The following is a 19157-nucleotide window of genomic DNA, read 5'->3' as shown; positions in this document are numbered from 1 at the left end:
ATATGGCAAAAAAATCAGTAGATACAACAACAGATAAATCAAAAGCTCTAGAAACTGCGTTAAAACAGATAAGAAAAGATTTTGGAGAAGGATCAATAATGAAACTTGGAGAAAACCAAGGTATGAATATTGAAGTTATTCCAACAGGAAGTATAAATTTAGATTTAGCTCTTGGGTTGGGAGGAGTTCCTAGAGGGAGAATTATAGAAGTATATGGTGCAGAGAGTTCAGGAAAAACAACAATAGCACTACATATAGTAGCTCAAGCACAAAAAATGGGAGGAGTAGCTGCATTTATAGATGCTGAACATGCTTTAGATCCAGTTTATGCAAAAGCTTTAGGTGTAGATGTGGAAGAGTTATTAATTTCACAGCCAGATTTTGGAGAGCAAGCGTTAGAGATTGCAGATATGTTAGTTAGATCAGGGGCAATTGATGTCATAGTTGTTGACTCTGTAGCAGCTTTAGTTCCAAAAGCGGAGATTGATGGAGAGATGTCAGATCAGCAAATGGGACTTCAAGCTAGATTAATGTCAAAAGCTTTAAGAAAATTGACAGGTTCTATAAATAAATCAAAGACAACAATGATATTTATAAATCAAGTTAGAGATAAAATTGGTGGATTTAGTTTTGGACCTCAAACTACTACAACAGGTGGAAAAGCTCTTAAGTTCTACTCTTCAATAAGAATGGAAGTTAAAAGAATTGGAAGTGTAAAACAAGGTGAAGAAGCTATAGGTAATGAAACAGTAGTAAAAGTTACAAAAAATAAGGTAGCTCCTCCGTTTAAAGAAGCTAAATTCCAAATTATGTATGGTAAGGGAATTTCTAGAGTAGGAGAAATTTTAGATATGGCTTTAGATAATGATATAGTTGCAAAATCTGGAGCTTGGTTCAGTTTTGGTGATATTAGACTAGGTCAAGGAAAAGAAAATGTAAAGGCTAGATTAGAAACTGAGCCAGAATTATTAGCAGCGATTGAAGAAAAAATAAACCAACTTCTAGAAAAAAATACAATAGTACTTCATGCATCAGAGGAAGAAGAAATTGAAACTGAAGAGATTACTGAAGAATAAGTATCTTTTTGAAAATGGATTGAGTATAGGACTAAATAATGAAATAGTAAATAAATATGATTTAAAAAGGAGAGAGGAGCTATCTCACGAGGAATACTTACAAGTGTTAGAGTTAGCTGCTCTCTCTGCTTCATATTATTATTTAGCTAAAAGAGACTATACTAAAAAAGAGATATACAATAAATTATTACAAAAATATTGGGAGAAGAATCCAATAATAAAAGTTATAAAAAGATTAGAAGAAGCTGGTTATATTGATGATAAAGAGTTTGCTATATCATATATAAAAAATAAAAAGTGTGGAAAGAAAAAAATAGCATATGATTTAAAATTAAAAGGAATAACTTCTGAAATTATAGAAGAGGCACTAAGTTTTTATGAAGAGGAAGATGAATTGGAAGAGTTATCTAAAGCTTGGGATAAACTGGGAGAAAAAGAGGATCAGAAAAAAATAGCCTCTCTTATGAGAAAAGGGTTTTCATATGGCGATATAAAAAGAGTTATAATCAAAAAAAGGGAGGAAGAATGTTAACATTAATAAAAGTTACATTAGTAGCACTACTAAATTTTATATATTTAACGTTATTTAAAGCTAATAAAATAAAGAAAATGTCCAACGATAAAGCTCCGTTTGCCGCAAGAAAAGAGTTGAAAAAACTTTCTGAAAGAATAGTGAAGGCAGCTCAAATAGATTTAGAAGTAGTATATTTAGATGAGGTTGCATATAAAAAAATGAAGTTAGAGGATGGAATAGTAGTTGTAGCAAATCATGCCAGCAACTTAGATATCCCTGTTATAGTTACAGCTTTAAGTATTCCTGTAGGTTTTGTGGCTAAAAAAGAGATGGAAAATTGGCCTTTTTATTCAATGTGGATGAAAATGAGTAACTGCATATTTTTAGATAGATCTAATCCAAGAGAAGGGATAAAAAGTATAAGAAAAGCAGTGGAAATAGTTAAACAAGGATATCCAACTGTAATTTTTCCAGAAGGTGAAAGAACTTTAACAGGAGAGATAGGAAACTTTAAAAAAGGAAGTTTTAAATTAGCTACAGAAACCAATGGTATTATTTTACCGTTAACAATAGATGGAACCTTTTTTGTTCAAAATAGAAAAAGTATTCTGATGAAGCCAAATAGAAAAGTTAGATTAACTGTAGGAAAACCGATAGATTTGAGAAAAATAAATCAAGAAAATAATAAAAACATTAGTGAGATTGTTCGAGAATTGGTAGTTAAAGAAATGCAATAGAAAAATAAGTAAAAAATAACCACTAAATAAGTATAAAATTAATCGTTAAAAACTTGGGAAAAGTTTGACACTAATTATTATTTATGCTATAATCTCCTTGAAAATTAAGTTGAGCTTAACAGGGCTTAAACGAAAAATATAATTGGAATATATATTATTTATAATCCACTCAGGAGGAATAAAGATGGAAAACTTACAATCTTACTGGTCAGATTTCAAAGGGAACTTATGGAAGAAAGAAATCAATGTTAGAGATTTCATTCAGAACAACTACACACCATATACTGGGGATGAGTCATTCTTAGTTGGAGCTACTGAAAATACAAAAGCTGTTTGGTCAAAGTTAACAGAAATGTTCAAAGAAGAGATTGCAAAAGGTGTTTATGATGCAGAAACTAGAACTCCTCAATCAATAACTACTTATGGACCTGGTTACATTTCAAAGGACAACGAGTCAATCGTAGGACTACAAACAGATGCACCATTAAAGAGAGGAATCTATCCAAAAGGTGGATTAAGAATGGTTGAGAACTCTTTAAATGCATATGGATATGAAATTGATCCAATAACAAAAGAGATTTTTACAAAATATAGAAAAACTCACAATGAAGGAGTTTTCTCAGCATATACAGATGATATGAAGGCTGTAAGAAAATCAGGAATCGTAACTGGATTACCAGATGCTTACGGAAGAGGAAGAATAATCGGAGACTACAGAAGAGTAGCTCTATACGGAGTAGATAGATTAATCGAAGAGAGAAAATTCGAATTAAAGAAGGCTGAAGCTCCAGAATTAACTGAAGAAATCATCAGAAAAAGAGAAGAAATAACAGAGCAAATTGGTGCGTTAAAAGCATTTGTTAAAATGTGTGCTTCTTACGGATTTGACGTAACTAAGCCAGCTACAAACGCAAAAGAAGCTGTACAATGGGTATACTTTGCATACTTAGCAGCTACAAAAGATCAAGATGGAGCAGCAATGTCAGTTGGAAGAACTGCAACATTCTTAGATATCTATATTGAGAAAGATTTAGCAAAAGGATTAATCACTGAGACTGAAGCTCAGGATTTAATTGATCAATTTATCATAAAATTAAGAATTATCAGATTCTTAAGAACTCCAGAGTACAATGATTTATTCTCAGGAGATCCAACTTGGGTAACTGAAGCTTTAGGAGGAGAAGGAGTAGATGGAAGAACTTTAGTTTCTAAAACAGCGTTCAGATATTTAAATACTCTTTATAACTTAGGACCAGCTCCAGAACCAAACTTAACAGTATTATGGTCACAAAAATCTCCAGCAAACTGGAAGAGTTTCTGTGCTAAAGTTTCAATAGATACATCAGCAATCCAATACGAGAATGATGATTTAATGAGACCTGAGTTAGGAGACGACTATGGAATCGCATGTTGTGTTTCTCCAATGAAAATAGGAAAGCAAATGCAATTCTTCGGAGCTAGAGTAAACTTACCAAAAGCTTTATTATACACTATTAATGGTGGAAGAGATGAAAAATCAGGAGCACAAGTAGCACCGAAATTTGAAGGAATTACTTCCGAGTATTTAGATTTTGATGAAGTAATGGAAAAATATGACTTAATGTTAAAATGGTTAGCAGGAGTATATATCAACGCTCTAAAAGTTATCCACTACATGCACGATAAATATTCTTATGAGGCATTTGAAATGGCTCTTCATGATGTAGAAGTTTTAAGAACTCAAGCATCAGGAATCGCTGGATTATCAATTGTTGCTGACTCATTAGCAGCTATTAGAGATGCAAAAGTAAGAGTAATCAGAGATGAGAGAGGAATTGCTGTTGACTTCGTAAGAGAAGGAGAATATGTAGCATTCGGAAACAACGATGATAATACAGATAAATTAGCAGTTGAAGTAATGGAGAAATTCATGAACTACATCAGAACTCATGAAACTTACAGAAACTCAAAAGCTACACAATCAATCTTAACAATTACTTCAAACGTAGTTTATGGAAAGAAAACAGGAACTACTCCTTGTGGAAGACCAGCAGGAACTCCATTCTCTCCAGGAGCTAACCCAATGAACGGAAGAGATACAAGAGGAGCAGTAGCAGCACTTGCTTCAGTAGCTAAGTTACCATTCCACCATGCAGAAGATGGAATTTCTTACACATTCGCTATAACTCCAGGAGCTTTAGGAAAAACTAGAGAAGAAAGAGTAGCTAACTTAGTAGGATTAATGGATGGATACTTCTCAGCTGATGGAGGACAACACTTAAATGTTAACGTATTTGATAGAGCGTTATTAGAGGATGCAATGGCTAACCCTGAGAAGTACCCTCAATTAACAATCAGAGTATCTGGATATGCAGTTAACTTTGTAAGATTAACAAAAGAGCAACAATTAGACGTTATTTCAAGAACAATTAACGGAAATATGTAATAAAAAAGGATGTGCTAAGAAATGAAAAAGGGATTTATTCACTCACACGAGAGTTTTGGAACTGTAGATGGACCAGGTATTAGATATGTGGTGTTTACACAGGGGTGTCCTTTAAGATGTAAATATTGTCATAACTGTGATACTTGGAAAAGAGAGGATGCAAAATTCTTGGAAACTCCTGAACAAACTTTCTTAGAGATCTGTAGATATAAAAACTTTATTAAAACAGGAGGGGTAACGGTGACAGGTGGCGATCCGTTAACTCAACCTGAATATGTAAAGGAGCTATTGAGACTTTGTAAGCAGGAAGGTATACATACAGCAATTGATACTTCAGGGTATTTATTTAATGATAAGGTTAAAGAAGCTTTGGAGTATACAGATCTTGTTTTACTAGATATAAAGTCAATTGATCCAGTACAATATAAAGAGTTAACTGGTGTTGAATTAGAACCAACACTTCAGTTTGCAAAGTATTTAAAGGAGATAGGGAAACCAATGTGGGTAAGACATGTTGTAGTACCTGGAATCACTGATAATGATGAATTATTAGAAAAATTAGCTGATTACTTAAAAGATTTTGATAATCTTGAAAAAGTAGAAGTTTTACCATACCATTCATTAGGTGAATATAAATGGCAAAAGATTGGAATGGATTATCCTTTAAAAGGAGTTGAACAGCTTTCAGCTGAGAGATTTGAAAATGCAAAGAACATATTTAAAAGTAGAGGTTTATCAGTTAAATAATAAAGTTTTGGCTACCTTAGAACATAAAAGTTCTAAGGTAGTTTTTTATATATTTTAATAAAAAATATGATATAATTAAGGAAAAGTATAAAAGGAGAAATCAATGATTATATTAGGAATAGAAACATCTTGCGATGAAACATCGATAGCTGTTTTAAAAGATGGGAAAGAAGTTTTATCTAATACTATTTCTTCTCAAATAGATATACATAAAGAGTATGGAGGGGTGGTTCCTGAAATTGCTTCAAGACACCATATTAAAAATATAGCTACAATTTTAGAAGAGAGTTTAGAAGAAGCTAAAATAACAATGGATGATGTAGATTATATAGCTGTAACATATGCACCTGGATTAATAGGAGCACTGCTTGTGGGAATATCTTTTGCAAAAGGATTGGCATATGGACATGACATTCCTTTAATTCCAGTTCATCATATAAAAGCTCATATTTATGGTAACTTTATTGAGCATAGTATAGAATTACCATGTATAGCCCTAGTGGTATCTGGTGGACATACAAATATAGTATATATAGATGAAAAACATAATTTTATAAATTTAGGTGCAACTTTAGATGATGCAGTTGGAGAAAGTTATGATAAAGTAGCAAGAGTTATGGGAATTGGATATCCAGGTGGACCAATTGTAGATAAGCTTTATTATAAGGGAAATAAAGATGCTTTAAAAATACCAGAACCTAAAGTAGATGGATATGATTTTAGTTTTTCAGGAATTAAAACATCAGTTATAAACGCTGTGAATAAAGCTAGAATGAAGGGAGAAGAGTTTAAACCTGAAGATTTATCAGCTTCATTCCAAGAGAGAGTAGTAGATATACTTTGTAAGAAAACATTAAAAGCTGCTCAAGATAAAGGGGTTAAACAAATTGTAATAGCGGGTGGAGTTGCAGCAAACTCTTTATTAAGAAGTGAACTGAGTGCAAGAGCAAGTAGGATAGGAATAAAAGTAAACTATCCATCTATGACGTATTGCACTGATAACGCAGCAATGATAGCTGAAGCGGCATATTATAAATTGAAATATGGAAAAGAGCCTATTTTTGCAGATTTAACATTAAATGGAAAAGCAACATTAGATATAATGAAAGATTAAAAATACCCCAAATTTTGGGGTATTTTAAATTTTATGGTATAATTTTAGTGCAATAAAATAGAGTTATGATGACTCCCTCTACGAGGTATTTGACATTGAAAAACTCTTGAAAATATGGTAAAATTTTTAGATAGCAAAGTGTAATTTTGGAGGTAAAATGAAGATATATATTGCTCCTTTAGCAGGAGTTACAGACTATACATTTAGAGGAATTTTAGATGATTATAAACCAGATTTGATGTTTACAGAGATGGTTAGTATAAATGCATTAGAGATGGAAAACGAAAAGACTTTAAATCAAATTTTAAGAATAAGAGATGGTGAGGCTGTTCAAATCTTTGGTAAAGATGTGGAGAAGATGGTTTATAGTGCAAAGTATATAACAGAAAAATTAGGTGTAAAACATATAGATGTAAACGCAGGGTGTCCAGTGAATAAGATTATAAAAAATGGATATGGTGCAGCTTTATTAGAAGATCCTGATCAAATAAAAAGAATATTATGTGAAATAAGAGAAGCTATACCTGAGGATGTAGATTTATCTTTAAAAACTAGAGTAGGTTATAAAGGGTTAAAGCAACATAAACTAGTAGGTAAAATAGCTGAAGAAGCTGGATGTAAACACATCACAATCCATGGAAGAACAAGGGAGCAGATGTACAGTGGAACTGCAAATTGGGATCTTATAAAAGAAGTAAAAGAAAGCGTTAATATAGAGGTTATTGGAAATGGAGACATATTTACAGCTGAAGACGCTTACGAAAGAGTGAAGCATTCAGGAGTAGATGGAATAATGTTAGCCAGAGGAATATGTGGAAATCCATGGCTAATAAAGCAGATTAGAGAAAAGTTTGAAACAGGAGAGGTTATAACAGAAGTTACTCCAGAGATGAGATTAGACATGGCAATAAGACATGCACTTCAAGGGAAATTAGACAATCCAAATAAAAAGTTTTTATTTGAGCTTAGAAAACATCTTTGTTGGTATTTAAAAGGAATAAGAAATGGAGCGGCATTAAAGGGAGCGATAAATCAGATAGAAAGCTACGATGAGTTAATAGCACTATTAGAAAAAGCTAAGGAAAATTTAAAATAAAGGGACGTGATTTTTTGTCAGTAGATACACCATTAATGAGTCAATATAAAGAGATAAAAAAAGAAAATCAAGATAATATCCTATTTTTTAGGTTAGGGGATTTTTATGAGATGTTTTTTGAAGATGCAGTTATAGCTTCTAGAGAGCTTGGTTTAACATTAACAAGTAGAAATAAAGAAAAAGGAATAGAAGTTCCACTGGCGGGAATACCCTATCACTCTTCAGCTGGGTATATAGGTAAACTTGTAGCTAAAGGTTATAAAGTAGCGATATGTGAGCAAGTAGAAGATCCAAAAGCAACTAAAGGAATTGTAAAAAGAGAGGTTGTAAGAGTAATAACTCCTGGAACAATAATAGATACTGAATATTTAGATGAAAAAAGCAATAATTATTTGATGGGAATTGTTGTAAAAAAAGAAACGATAGGTTTAACATATATAGATATAACAACGGGAGAATTTGTAACCAGTGAGAAAAAGAAAACAGAAGATTACGTGTACAGAATATTAGGAGAAATAAATAAAATATCTCCGAGAGAAGTTTTGATAGATGAAAATTCGTATGTAGATTTAGAAAAGGAATTAAAACAATTTGCTCAATTAAATAAAATAAATATTAGTTCTTATTTAAAAGTAAAAAAAAGCGAAGAGTTTTTAAAAAAATATTTTAAAGTTATCTCTTTAGATAGTTTTGGTTTGAATAATAAAGTTGGAGCTATTGAAGCTGCTGCAATGGTTTTAGAATATGTATTAGAGTTACAAAAAGGAAATGAAATTCCTGTAGATAAGATAGTTTATACAGGAAGCGAAAATATAATGGAGTTAAATCTTACAACACAAAGAAATTTAGATGTTGTAGCATCAAATAGAGAAAATGGTGTTCTAGGAACTTTACAATGGATTTTAGATAGCTGTAGAAGTTCTATGGGAAGTAGATTATTAAAACATTTTTTAAAAAATCCTTCAACTTCAAAAGATGTAATTCTTGAAAGACAGGAAGATATCGAGTTTTTTTATAAAGGGGTTCTTTTAAGAGAAGAGGTAAGAGAAAGACTAAAAGATATATATGATATAGAAAGAATAATTGGAAAATTAGTTTTAGGAAATGAAAATGCAAGAGATTTAGTAGCTTTAAAAAAATCGATATTAAATAGCTTAGAGATATATAAAACTCTAAAGGGTAATCCTATTTTTGAGATAGCTTTAGATGAATTAATTGAAATATATAACTTAATAGAAAGTAGTATAAAAGATGAGGTTCCATTTTCTATTAGAGAAGGTGGAATGATAAAAAATGGTTACAATGCTGAGTTAGATGAACTGCACAATATATCAAATAATGGAAAAGATACAATTTTAGAGATTGAAAATAGAGAAAGAGAAAGAACAGGAATAAAAGGTTTAAAAATAAAATACAATAAAGTGTTTGGATATTTTATAGAAGTAACTAAAGCTAATATCCACTTAGTTCCTGCTGATTATATAAGAAAGCAAACTTTAGCTAATGCAGAGAGATATATTGTTGAAGATTTAAAAATTTATGAAGAAAAAGTTCTAAACGCTAAAGATAAAATAGAAAATTTAGAGTACCATCTTTTTAAAGAGATTTCTGAGAAAATAAAAAACTTTAGAAGTATACTTCATGAATTAGCATATAAGTTATCGTATTTAGATGTTGTAACAAATTTTGCACATATAGCAACAAAGAATGGTTATATAAAGCCTGAGATAACAACAGAGGGAGATATAGAAATAATAGGAGGAAGACATCCTATTGTAGAGCAATTAGTAGGAAGAGAAAATTTTGTTAAAAATAGTATCGTTTTAAATAATGATAAAAATTTAATAATTTTAACAGGACCAAATATGTCAGGAAAATCTACATATATGAAGCAAGTTGCATTAATTTTAATTATGGCACATATGGGTTGTTATGTTCCAGCAGAATATGCTAAAATAGGAATTGTAGATAAAATTTTTACAAGAATAGGAGCTAGCGACGATTTGGTTACTGGGCAATCAACATTTATGTTAGAGATGAGTGAAGTTGCTAATATCGTTAATAGTTCTACTAAAAATTCCTTTATTATATTAGATGAAATAGGAAGAGGAACATCAACATTTGATGGAATCTCAATTGCAACAGCAATAACAGAGTATATTCATGATAATATTCAAGCTAAAACAATTTTTGCAACACATTACCACGAATTGACTCAACTAGAATCAAAGCTAAATAAATCTGCAAACTTTAGAATAGAAGTTAAAGAGGATGAAAAAGAGATTCTATTTTTAAGAGAGATTGTAAAAGGTGGAGCAGATAAATCTTATGGAATAGAAGTTGCAAGACTAGCGGGATTACCAAAAGAAATCCTAGATAGAGCAAAAGAGATGCTAAGAGTTTTAGAAAATAGAAAAATGATAATAGAAAGAAAAGTAAAAAAAGAACAATTGATATTATTTGGAGAGTTTGAACCTGAAATAAAAGAGGAACCTATAAAAAAAGAAGAAGAGAATATTATACAGCTAGAAAATGAGGAAAAAATAGTATTACGTCTTTTAAGAGAGGCTGAACTGGATAAAATGACACCACTTGATGCCTTTTTAAAGTTAAATGAATTGAAACGTATTTTAAACTAGGAGGGCGGTATGAATAAAAAGAAAATAGCCTATAGAGTTATTATAGTGGCGGTATTGGTTTTAGGATATTTCAATTATTTCGGTAATGAGAAGAAAATAGAAAAAAAAGAAGAGGTAGTGGAAACTACTGGAGCTATTTATGATACTGATGGGTATCATATTGAAGCTGATAAACAGAAAGATTTTTTAAAGACTAATGAAACAACTTTTGAAAAAGCAAAAGCTATAATTGATGGAATGGTTCTAACTGGAGATAATGCTTTTTTAGATGCAGGAAAAAATTTGTTGTTAAAATCTAATATTCTGGGGAAAAGTTTAAATGGATGGGAGTTTGAAACTCAAGAAGCTAAGTATAATAAAGAAAATGGAGAGGTAGAATCTACGATAGGTGTTACAGCAATTAATAAAGCTGAGGGGATTGAGGTATCAGGGAAAAATTTTAAAAGTGATACTAAAATGGAAAATGTAGTTTTATCTGGAGATGTAAAATTTAAAACTAAAAATATGACATTATCAGCTGAGAATGCAAAATATAATGACAAGGATAAGGTTATAAATATAGAGGGGAATTCATTTTTATCTGGATCAAATTTTGGAAGTGAATCTGGGATACTAAGTGGAAACTTTAAAGGATTAAAATATGATACGAAAACAAATGTTTTAACTACTTCGAACTCATTTATGTTAGATTATAATGGTATTAAATTATATGGTGATGATTTAGTATTAAACGATAAGACAGAATCTTTTAAAATAAGTAAAAATGTATATGTACTAGCTGATGGTTATAAAATAGATATGGAAAGTATCACTTCAGACGGTGGAGATAATATTAATTTTAATGGAAAAATATTAGGAACTAACGGAGTATATTCTTTTAAAGGTGATGATGGAGTATACAATAAAGTCACTAGAAAATTTGTTTTAAAAGGTAATGTTCAAGGTAGCGATAAAAATGGCGGAAAACTTTTAACAGATATGGCAATATATGCAATAGATACAAAAGAGTTAGAATTGATTAGCGACAAAAATGTAGAATACACAAGTCCAGAAAATAAAATTTTAACAAAAAATTTGATCTATTTAACAGAAACAGGCGAACTATATTTAAAAGATGGATATACATATTTTAGTGAAAAATATAATAGTAAAGGAGAGAATTTCTTTTACAATAAAATTACAGGTAAAGGTTATGTATTGAAAGGAAGTATAAAAAATAATGTAGAAAATCAATATGCTTCAGGAAATAGAGTTGATTTCGATAGACAAGAGGATAGTTATTTAGTTGATGGAGATGCCTATTTTGAAAATGATAGCTATATTTTTGAAAGTCAAAAAATAGATTATTTAGGAAAAAAAGGTTATGTGTATTTACCGAATAAATATGTTTTAAAAAGAAAAAAGGAAAAGGATACTTTTGAAGGGTTAAAAGGAGAGTATAATTTAACAACTGAGGTATTTAAATCTTTTGGTCAATTTAAGTATGTAAGTACAGATAATGTTGTTGAAGGAGTAAATTTAGATTTTAATCAGAAAACAGGAGTAGGTTTAGTTGAAAAAGATTTAGTGGCTTTTGATAAAAAAGGTGAGACTAAAATAATATCAACGAGTGGTGAGTTTAAAGAAAACGAGTTTGTAAAAATAAAAGACAAAGTAGTTTTAAAAAGTGGAGATATAATAGCCAATGCTAATTCAGCAGACTATCAGATAAAAGATCAAAAAATATACATTCCAGGTGAGATTATATTTGAAGACACTGTTAAAAAAAGTTCTGGAAAAATGTATAACGGAGTGTACGAAACTGATAAAAAAGTATTCACTGGTGAAAAATTTAATGGAAAAGATGTGAAGAATACCTTAAAAAGTGATATAATAAAGTACTTTACTTCTCAAGGGAATTTTGTTTTAGAAAAGAATGCAGAAATTAAAGACGAAAAAACGACTTTAAAAGGAGATCAGTTAGAGTACAATAAAAATACAGAAATAGCAAAATCTCCAAAAGCTTTTGAAATAAAATATGGCGATTATGATATATTTGGGAATAGTGGAACTTTAGATAAAAAAACAAGTCATCTAACAGGGAGTAATGTATTAATAAAATCAAAATTAAATGAAGAGTTTAAAGGAGATCGTGTAGATGGAACTTTAGATAATATGAATTTAGATTTTATTGGAAATGTTTCTGGGAGAATCTATCAAGATGGGGTACCTGTAGAGTTTAAAGGAGATTTTGTAAGAGCGTACTTTAAAAAAGATGCTCAAGGTAAAAATCAAATTCAAAGGGTCGAGATTAGAAAGAATGCAATGGTTCAGAAAGAGGGGACAACTCTTTATTCAGATTACTTAGAGATACAACCAGAAAAAAAATTAGTTTTTGGAAAAGATAATACTAAAGCAGTTTTAAAAGATAAAGATGGAGTAGTAACAACGGTTACATCAAATATGATGACAGGAAATCTAAATACAGAGATTGTTGATTTAGTTGGAAAAGTAGTAATTGTTAGAAAAGATAAAGATAAAACTTTAAATGCAACATCAACAAAAGCTAAAATAAAAAATAAAGATAACATAATTGAATTAAGAGAGAATGTTGTTGTTGACGATGGTGAATCTGTAATAACATCTGATGAAGCAGATTATAATACAAAAACTAACAAAATAAAAGCTAGAGGAAATGTGTTTATAGATTATAAGACAAATGAGAAGAAAAGTGTAACAAATGCAAATGAAATAAATTCAGGATATAATAAAATCTTAAAAAAATAAGGAGAATCTATGAGAAGTATAGTTGCTCAAGGATTATGTAAAAGTTATAAAAAAAGACAAGTAGTTAAAGATGTGAGTTTAGAAGTAAAAAAAGGCGAAATTGTTGGTCTTTTAGGACCTAACGGAGCGGGAAAAACTACAACATTTTACATGATAACTGGAATAGTTAAGCCTGAAAAGGGTCAAGTTTTTATTAATGAAGTAGATATAACAGAGTATCCAATGTATAAAAGAGCAGATATGGGAATTGGATATCTTGCACAAGAACCATCAATTTTTAGAAATCTTTCTGTTGAAGATAATATATTAGCTATATTAGAGATGAAAGGACTACCAAAAGATGAGCAAGTAAAAAAAATGCAAGAATTACTGGAGGAGTTTAAATTGACACACGTAGCAAAGTCAATGGGATATTCTCTTTCTGGTGGAGAAAGAAGAAGAGTTGAAATAGCTAGAACAATAGCTAATGATCCAGATTTTATATTGCTAGATGAACCATTTGCTGGAGTTGATCCTATAGCTGTAGAGGATATACAACAGATAATAAAATATTTAAAACAAAGAGGACTAGGAATACTAATAACAGATCACTCAGTAAGAGAAACATTGTCTATAACTGAGAAAGCATATATAATGGCTAATGGAAAAGTATTAATAAGTGGAACTCCTGAAGAAATAGCTTCTAACCCGATGGCGAAGAAAGTATATTTAGGAGAAAACTTTAAATTAGATTAAATAAATTTTAAAAATATAGTGGAGGAAACAATAAGATGTTAACAGGTAACGAAATTAGAAGCAAATTTATAGAATTTTTCGAAAAGAAAAATCATAAGCACTTTGAAAGTGCATCACTTATTCCAGATGATCCAACTCTTTTATTAACAGTTGCTGGAATGGTTCCGTTTAAGCCATACTTTTTAGGACAAAAAGAGGCTCCAACACCAAGAGTAACAACTTATCAAAAATGTATCAGAACTAATGACTTAGAAAATGTTGGAAGAACAGCTAGACACCACACTTTTTTTGAAATGTTAGGAAACTTCTCTTTTGGTGATTATTTTAGAGAGGAAGCAATAATTTGGTCATGGGAATTTATAACGGAAGTTTTAAAATTAGATAAAGATAAATTATGGGTTTCAGTATTTACTACAGATGATGAAGCAGAAAAAATTTGGATTGAAAAATGTAATTTTCCAAAAGAAAGAATCGTAAGAATGGGGGAGTCTGAGAACTGGTGGGCAGCAGGACCAACAGGTTCATGTGGACCATGTTCAGAGATTCACGTGGATTTAGGACCAGCTTATGGAGGAGATGAAAATTCTAAATTAGGAGATGAAGGAACAGATAATAGATTTATTGAAATTTGGAATTTAGTTTTCACTGAGTGGAATAGAATGGAAGATGGATCATTACAACCACTTCCAAAGAAAAATATTGATACAGGAGCTGGACTTGAAAGAGTAGCAGCAATGGTACAAGGAAAATCGAATAACTTTGAAACAGACTTATTATTTCCAATTGTTGAAGAAGCTGGAAGACTTACAAATACAAAATATGGAACAGAAGCTGAAAAAGATTTCTCATTAAAAGTAATAACAGATCATGCAAGAGCAGTTACTTTCTTAGTTAATGATGGAGTTATACCATCTAACGAAGGAAGAGGATATGTTTTAAGAAGAATTTTAAGAAGAGCGGTAAGACATGGAAGACTTCTTGGAAGAAAAGAGTTATTTATGTATGAAATGGTAGATAAAGTTGTAGATATAATGGAAGAAGCGTATCCTGAATTAAGAAAAAATATAGAGCATATTAAGAAGGTTGTAAAGATTGAGGAGGAAAAGTTCTCAAATACTTTAGATCAAGGTATGCAATTAGTTATGAATGAAATAGAGATAGCAAAGTCAAAAGGTGAAACAAAATTATCTGGAGATATAACGTTTAAACTTTATGATACTTATGGATTCCCTTATGAATTAACAGAAGAGATTTGTGAAGAAAATGGAATTGAAGTTTCAAAAGATGAGTTCCTAGAAAAAATGGAAGAGCAAAGAGAGAAAGCTAGATCAGCAAGAGCAGTTGTTATGGAAAAAGGACAAGATAGCTTTATAGAGGAGTTCTATGATAAACATGGAAAAACAGAGTTTACAGGATACTGTGACTTAATGACTCCTGCAACTCTTTTAAGTGCAAGAGAGCTAGAAAACGGTAAGTATGCTCTTATCTTTGATCAGACACCATTCTATGCAGAATCTGGAGGACAAGAGGGCGATCAAGGTATTATAGAGGGAGAAAACTTAGTAGCAAAAGTATTAGATGTTCAAAAACAAAAAGAGATTTATACTCACATAGTTGAAATTGAAAGTGGGCTAGAGGAATTAGTAGAAGGTACATTATTAAATTTAACTGTAGATCCAGTTAGAAGAGAAGAGATTGCAAAAAATCATACAGCGACTCATTTATTACATCAAGCTTTGAAAGATGTATTAGGTACACATGTACAGCAAGCAGGATCATCATGTGGAGCAGAAAGATTAAGATTTGACTTTAATCACTATGAAGCTTTAACAGCAGAGGAGATTGAAAAAGTTGAAAAAGCAGTAAATGAAAGAGTGTTTATGGCTACATCTGTAAATGCTGAAGTAATGTCTATGGATGATGCAAAAGCAAAAGGAGCAACAGCTTTATTTGGAGATAAATATGGAGATGAAGTAAGAGTTGTTTCAATAGGGGATTATTCAATGGAACTTTGTGGAGGAACTCACATAAGTAACATTGGGAGAATAGGAATCTTTAAAATTGTTTCAGAAGCTGGAGTTGCAGCTGGAGTTAGAAGAATAGAAGCTCAAACTAGTTATAAAGCGTATTTAGCAGTTTTAGAGATGGAAAAAACTATGAAAAGAGTTGCTAAAAACTTAAAAACTGATTTACATAAAATTGAAGAAAGATCAGAAAAAGTAGTTGAAGAAACAAGAGAGTTATCAAAAGAAGTTGAAACTTTAAAAGCTAAAGTAGCATCATTTGAAGCAAACTCATTATTTGATGAGATTGAAGAAATAAATGGAGTTAAAGTTTTAGTAAAAGGCTTTAAAGATAAAGAGGCAGATTCGTTAAGAGAGATTGTAGATAAGGCAAAAGATAAGTTAGGAAGTTGTGTTATCGCATTAGGATCAGATAACGAAAAAGCTATATTTGCTATTGGAGTTACAAAAGATTTAATTGGAAAAGTTAAAGCTGGAGACTTAGTAAGAGAGGCTGCTAAGATAGCTGAAGGAAATGGTGGAGGAAGACCTGACTTTGCACAAGCTGGAGGAAAGAATGGAGCAAAAGTTAAGGAAGCACTGTCTGCTGTAAAGGAGATTTTAGCGAAATCATTATAATTGGAGGAAGATAATTATGTATAAAAGGTATCTTTCTTTAGATGTAGGAGATGTAAGAATAGGAGTGGCAAAATCGGATTTAATGGGAATGGTTGCCGCTCCCTTAGAAGTAATAGATAGAAGAAAGACTAAAGCTGTAAAAAGAATTGCTGAGCTGTGTAGACAAGAAAATACTAAATCGATAGTTATAGGAATACCTAAAAGTTTAGATGGAACAGAAAAACGTCAAGCAGAAAAAGTAAGAGAATTTATGGAGAAACTAAATAAGTCTATTGAAGGATTAGAGTTTTTTGAAATAGACGAAAGACTTTCCACTGTTTCAGCAGATAGAATGTTAAACGAAACAAATTTAAGGGGAGCCAAAGAAAAAAGAAAAGTGGTTGATAAGGTAGCAGCAGCTATTATACTACAGACTTTCTTAGACATGAAAAAATAACTAAGTGGAGGCTAGCATGAATTTTAAGGGGATGACAAAATTATTTTTTGTATTAGTTATACTAGTGTGTTCTTGGTGGTTAGCAGTTATGAAGCCAACAAAACTAGGACTAGACTTAAAAGGTGGGGTTTATGTAGTTTTACAAGCTCAACCAGAAAATGGGACAGAGCTAGATGATGATGCTATGAATAGACTTATAGAAGTTTTAGACAGAAGAATAAATGGTCTTGGAGTAGCAGAATCAGTTGTACAAAGGGCAGGAATGGATAGAGTTATTATAGAATTACCAGGAATTACAAACTCAGAGGATGCAGTAAAGATGATTGGAAAAACAGCTTTATTGGAGTTTAAAATAATGAATGACGACGGTTCTTTAGGTGAGACACTGTTAACAGGTGGAGCATTAAAGAAAGCAGAAGTTTCATATGATAACTTAGGAAGACCTCAAATTCAATTTGAAATGAGTATAGAGGGAGCAAAAGAGTTTGCTAGAATAACTAGAGAAAATATTGGAAAAAGGTTAGCTATAACACTTGATGGAGAAGTTCAAACAGCACCATCGATTAACAGTGAAATTCCAAGTGGAAATGGAGTTATAACAGGAAGTTACACTCCAGATGAAGCTAAAAAAACAGCAACATTATTAAATGCAGGAGCGTTACCAGTTAAAGCTGAAATAATTGAAACAAGAATTGTTGGAGCATCTTTAGGAGATGAGTCAATAGCTCAGAGTAAAACTGCAGCTATGGTAGCAGTTGGATTAATTGCAACATTCATGTTAATTATGTATAGACTGCCTGGATTTGTAGCAGATTTAGCATTATTAAGTTTTGGACTTGTGATGTTTGCAATGTTGAACTTTATTGATGCAACATTAACATTACCAGGAATAGCAGGTATGATATTATCTGCAGGTATGGCGGTTGATGCCAATGTAATCATATTTGAAAGAATAAAAGATGAATTAAAACTAGGAAGTACAATCAATGGTGCTATAAAGCTTGGATTTAGTAAAGGAATAGCTTCGATTATAGATTCTAACGTTACAACATTATTAACAGCTTTAGTACTATTTATGTTTGGAACAGGAACTGTAAAAGGATTTGCAGTAACTTTAACAATTGGAACTGTAGCATCAATGCTTACAGCAATTTTCATAACAAAGGTTCTGTTAACAACAACAGTGGATTTATTTAAAATAAAAAGAACAGAGTTCTTCGGTGTGAAAAGGGGGTAAGTAAATGTATATTGAGGTAATAAAGCACAGTAAAAAATGGATAACATTATCAACAATATCTTTTATAATATTCCTAGGAATGTTTTTAGTAAAAGGATTGAACTATGGAATAGATTTTACAGGTGGAAATTTAATTCAGCTAAATTATACTAATAATATAACATTAACAGATATAAATAGAGAGCTAGATGTGTTAGCAGTTGAGATTCCACAACTTTCGTCAACTGCAAGAAAAGTACAAGTTTCTCAAGCCGATAATAACGTTATCATTAGAACTGCTGAAATGAGTGATGGAGAAACAGAAAAATTATTAACAAATCTTCAAACATTAGGAGATTATAAATTAGAAAGAGCTGAAAAAGTAGGAGCAACAATAGGTGAAGAGCTAAAAACATCAGCAATCTATGCTCTTACAATTGGTGGATTATTAATAGTTTTATATATAACAATGAGATATGAATTTAAATTTGCAATAGCTGGAATTTTAACATTATTACATGACGTTACTGCAGCTTTGGGAGTTATAGCATTGTTGGGATATGAGGTTGATACACCATTTATAGCGGCTATTCTAACAATATTAGGATACTCTATCAACGATACAATTATAATATATGATAGAATCAGAGAGAGTTTACGAAAAAAATCAGATTTAACTTTTGGAGAAGTACTAAATAAAAGTTTAAATCAAGTTTTAGTGAGATCAATTAATACTTCAGTTACAACATTATTAGCATTAGTTGCAATATTAGTTTTTGGTGGAGATAGTTTAAGAACATTTACAACAACACTTTTAGTGGGAATTGGAGTGGGAACTTACTCATCAATATATATTTCAACACCTTTAGTGTATCTTTTTGAAAAGAAAAGAGATGATAAGTATGAACCTAAAAAAGATGACGATGATGATAATTCACATCCTGAAGAAAAAATTGTAGTATAACAAAAAAGCCACCTGAAAAAGGTGGCTTAATCTACTTAATAAGAGTTGGA

General features: G+C 31.0%; 14 protein-coding genes. All 14 read left to right on the top strand.

What is annotated here, in order from left to right:
- Positions 1–2: 2 nt before the first annotated feature.
- The 14 genes from recA to secF all read left to right on the top strand — a co-directional run bounded on the left by recA (position 3) and on the right by secF (position 19107).
- Positions 3–1076, top strand: a complete 1074-nt coding sequence (gene recA, locus ACRC8M_RS11375; protein WP_438529235.1) for a recombinase RecA — start codon at positions 3–5, stop codon at positions 1074–1076.
- On the top strand, positions 1048–1608 hold the full coding sequence (locus tag ACRC8M_RS11370) for a regulatory protein RecX (RefSeq protein WP_438529234.1): 561 nt from the start codon (positions 1048–1050) through the stop codon (positions 1606–1608). The genes recA and ACRC8M_RS11370 overlap by 29 nt, the downstream gene beginning before the upstream one ends.
- Positions 1602–2327, top strand: a complete 726-nt coding sequence (locus ACRC8M_RS11365; RefSeq protein ID WP_438529233.1) for a lysophospholipid acyltransferase family protein — start codon at positions 1602–1604, stop codon at positions 2325–2327. Before ACRC8M_RS11370 ends, ACRC8M_RS11365 begins: the two co-directional genes overlap by 7 nt.
- Before the next feature lie 184 nt (positions 2328–2511).
- Complete coding sequence (pflB, locus tag ACRC8M_RS11360) at positions 2512–4752, top strand: formate C-acetyltransferase (RefSeq protein ID WP_438529232.1); 2241 nt, start codon at positions 2512–2514, stop codon at positions 4750–4752.
- Positions 4753–4773: 21 nt separating this feature from the next.
- Positions 4774–5499 (top strand): pyruvate formate-lyase-activating protein, encoded by a 726-nt coding sequence (gene pflA / locus ACRC8M_RS11355; protein WP_438529231.1) that lies wholly within the window; start codon positions 4774–4776, stop codon positions 5497–5499.
- 103 nt (positions 5500–5602) lie between these two features.
- Positions 5603–6613, top strand: a complete 1011-nt coding sequence (gene tsaD / locus ACRC8M_RS11350) for a tRNA (adenosine(37)-N6)-threonylcarbamoyltransferase complex transferase subunit TsaD (protein ID WP_438529230.1) — start codon at positions 5603–5605, stop codon at positions 6611–6613.
- Between the two features lie 157 nt (positions 6614–6770).
- Positions 6771–7709, top strand: coding sequence for a tRNA dihydrouridine synthase DusB (gene dusB, locus ACRC8M_RS11345; protein ID WP_438529229.1), 939 nt, complete (start codon positions 6771–6773; stop codon positions 7707–7709).
- 14 nt (positions 7710–7723) lie between these two features.
- The gene (mutS, locus tag ACRC8M_RS11340) at positions 7724–10348 is read left to right on the top strand and encodes a DNA mismatch repair protein MutS (RefSeq protein ID WP_438529228.1); all 2625 of its coding nucleotides are present in this window, start codon (positions 7724–7726) and stop codon (positions 10346–10348) included.
- A gap of 9 nt (positions 10349–10357) precedes the next feature.
- The gene (gene lptC, locus ACRC8M_RS11335) at positions 10358–13114 is read left to right on the top strand and encodes an LPS export ABC transporter periplasmic protein LptC (RefSeq protein WP_438529227.1); all 2757 of its coding nucleotides are present in this window, start codon (positions 10358–10360) and stop codon (positions 13112–13114) included.
- 9 nt (positions 13115–13123) lie between these two features.
- Complete coding sequence (lptB, locus tag ACRC8M_RS11330; protein WP_438529226.1) at positions 13124–13849, top strand: LPS export ABC transporter ATP-binding protein; 726 nt, start codon at positions 13124–13126, stop codon at positions 13847–13849.
- Positions 13850–13884: 35 nt separating this feature from the next.
- Complete coding sequence (gene alaS / locus ACRC8M_RS11325) at positions 13885–16491, top strand: alanine--tRNA ligase (protein WP_438529225.1); 2607 nt, start codon at positions 13885–13887, stop codon at positions 16489–16491.
- 16 nt (positions 16492–16507) lie between these two features.
- Entirely contained in the window at positions 16508–16927 is a 420-nt protein-coding gene (gene ruvX / locus ACRC8M_RS11320; RefSeq protein WP_438529224.1) for a Holliday junction resolvase RuvX, read from the top strand.
- Between the two features lie 16 nt (positions 16928–16943).
- Positions 16944–18164: a protein translocase subunit SecD gene (gene secD, locus ACRC8M_RS11315; protein ID WP_438529223.1), complete on the top strand. Its 1221-nt coding sequence runs from the start codon at positions 16944–16946 to the stop codon at positions 18162–18164.
- Positions 18165–18168: 4 nt separating this feature from the next.
- On the top strand, positions 18169–19107 hold the full coding sequence (gene secF, locus ACRC8M_RS11310) for a protein translocase subunit SecF (RefSeq protein WP_438529222.1): 939 nt from the start codon (positions 18169–18171) through the stop codon (positions 19105–19107).
- Positions 19108–19157 lie beyond the last annotated feature (50 nt).

The organism is Cetobacterium sp. (assembly GCF_051653945.1).
In the GTDB taxonomy this organism is placed as follows: Bacteria; Fusobacteriota; Fusobacteriia; order Fusobacteriales; family Fusobacteriaceae; genus Cetobacterium_A.
Note: the sequence above shows the minus strand (reverse complement) of the source record. Positions and strands in the feature narration are given on the sequence as shown.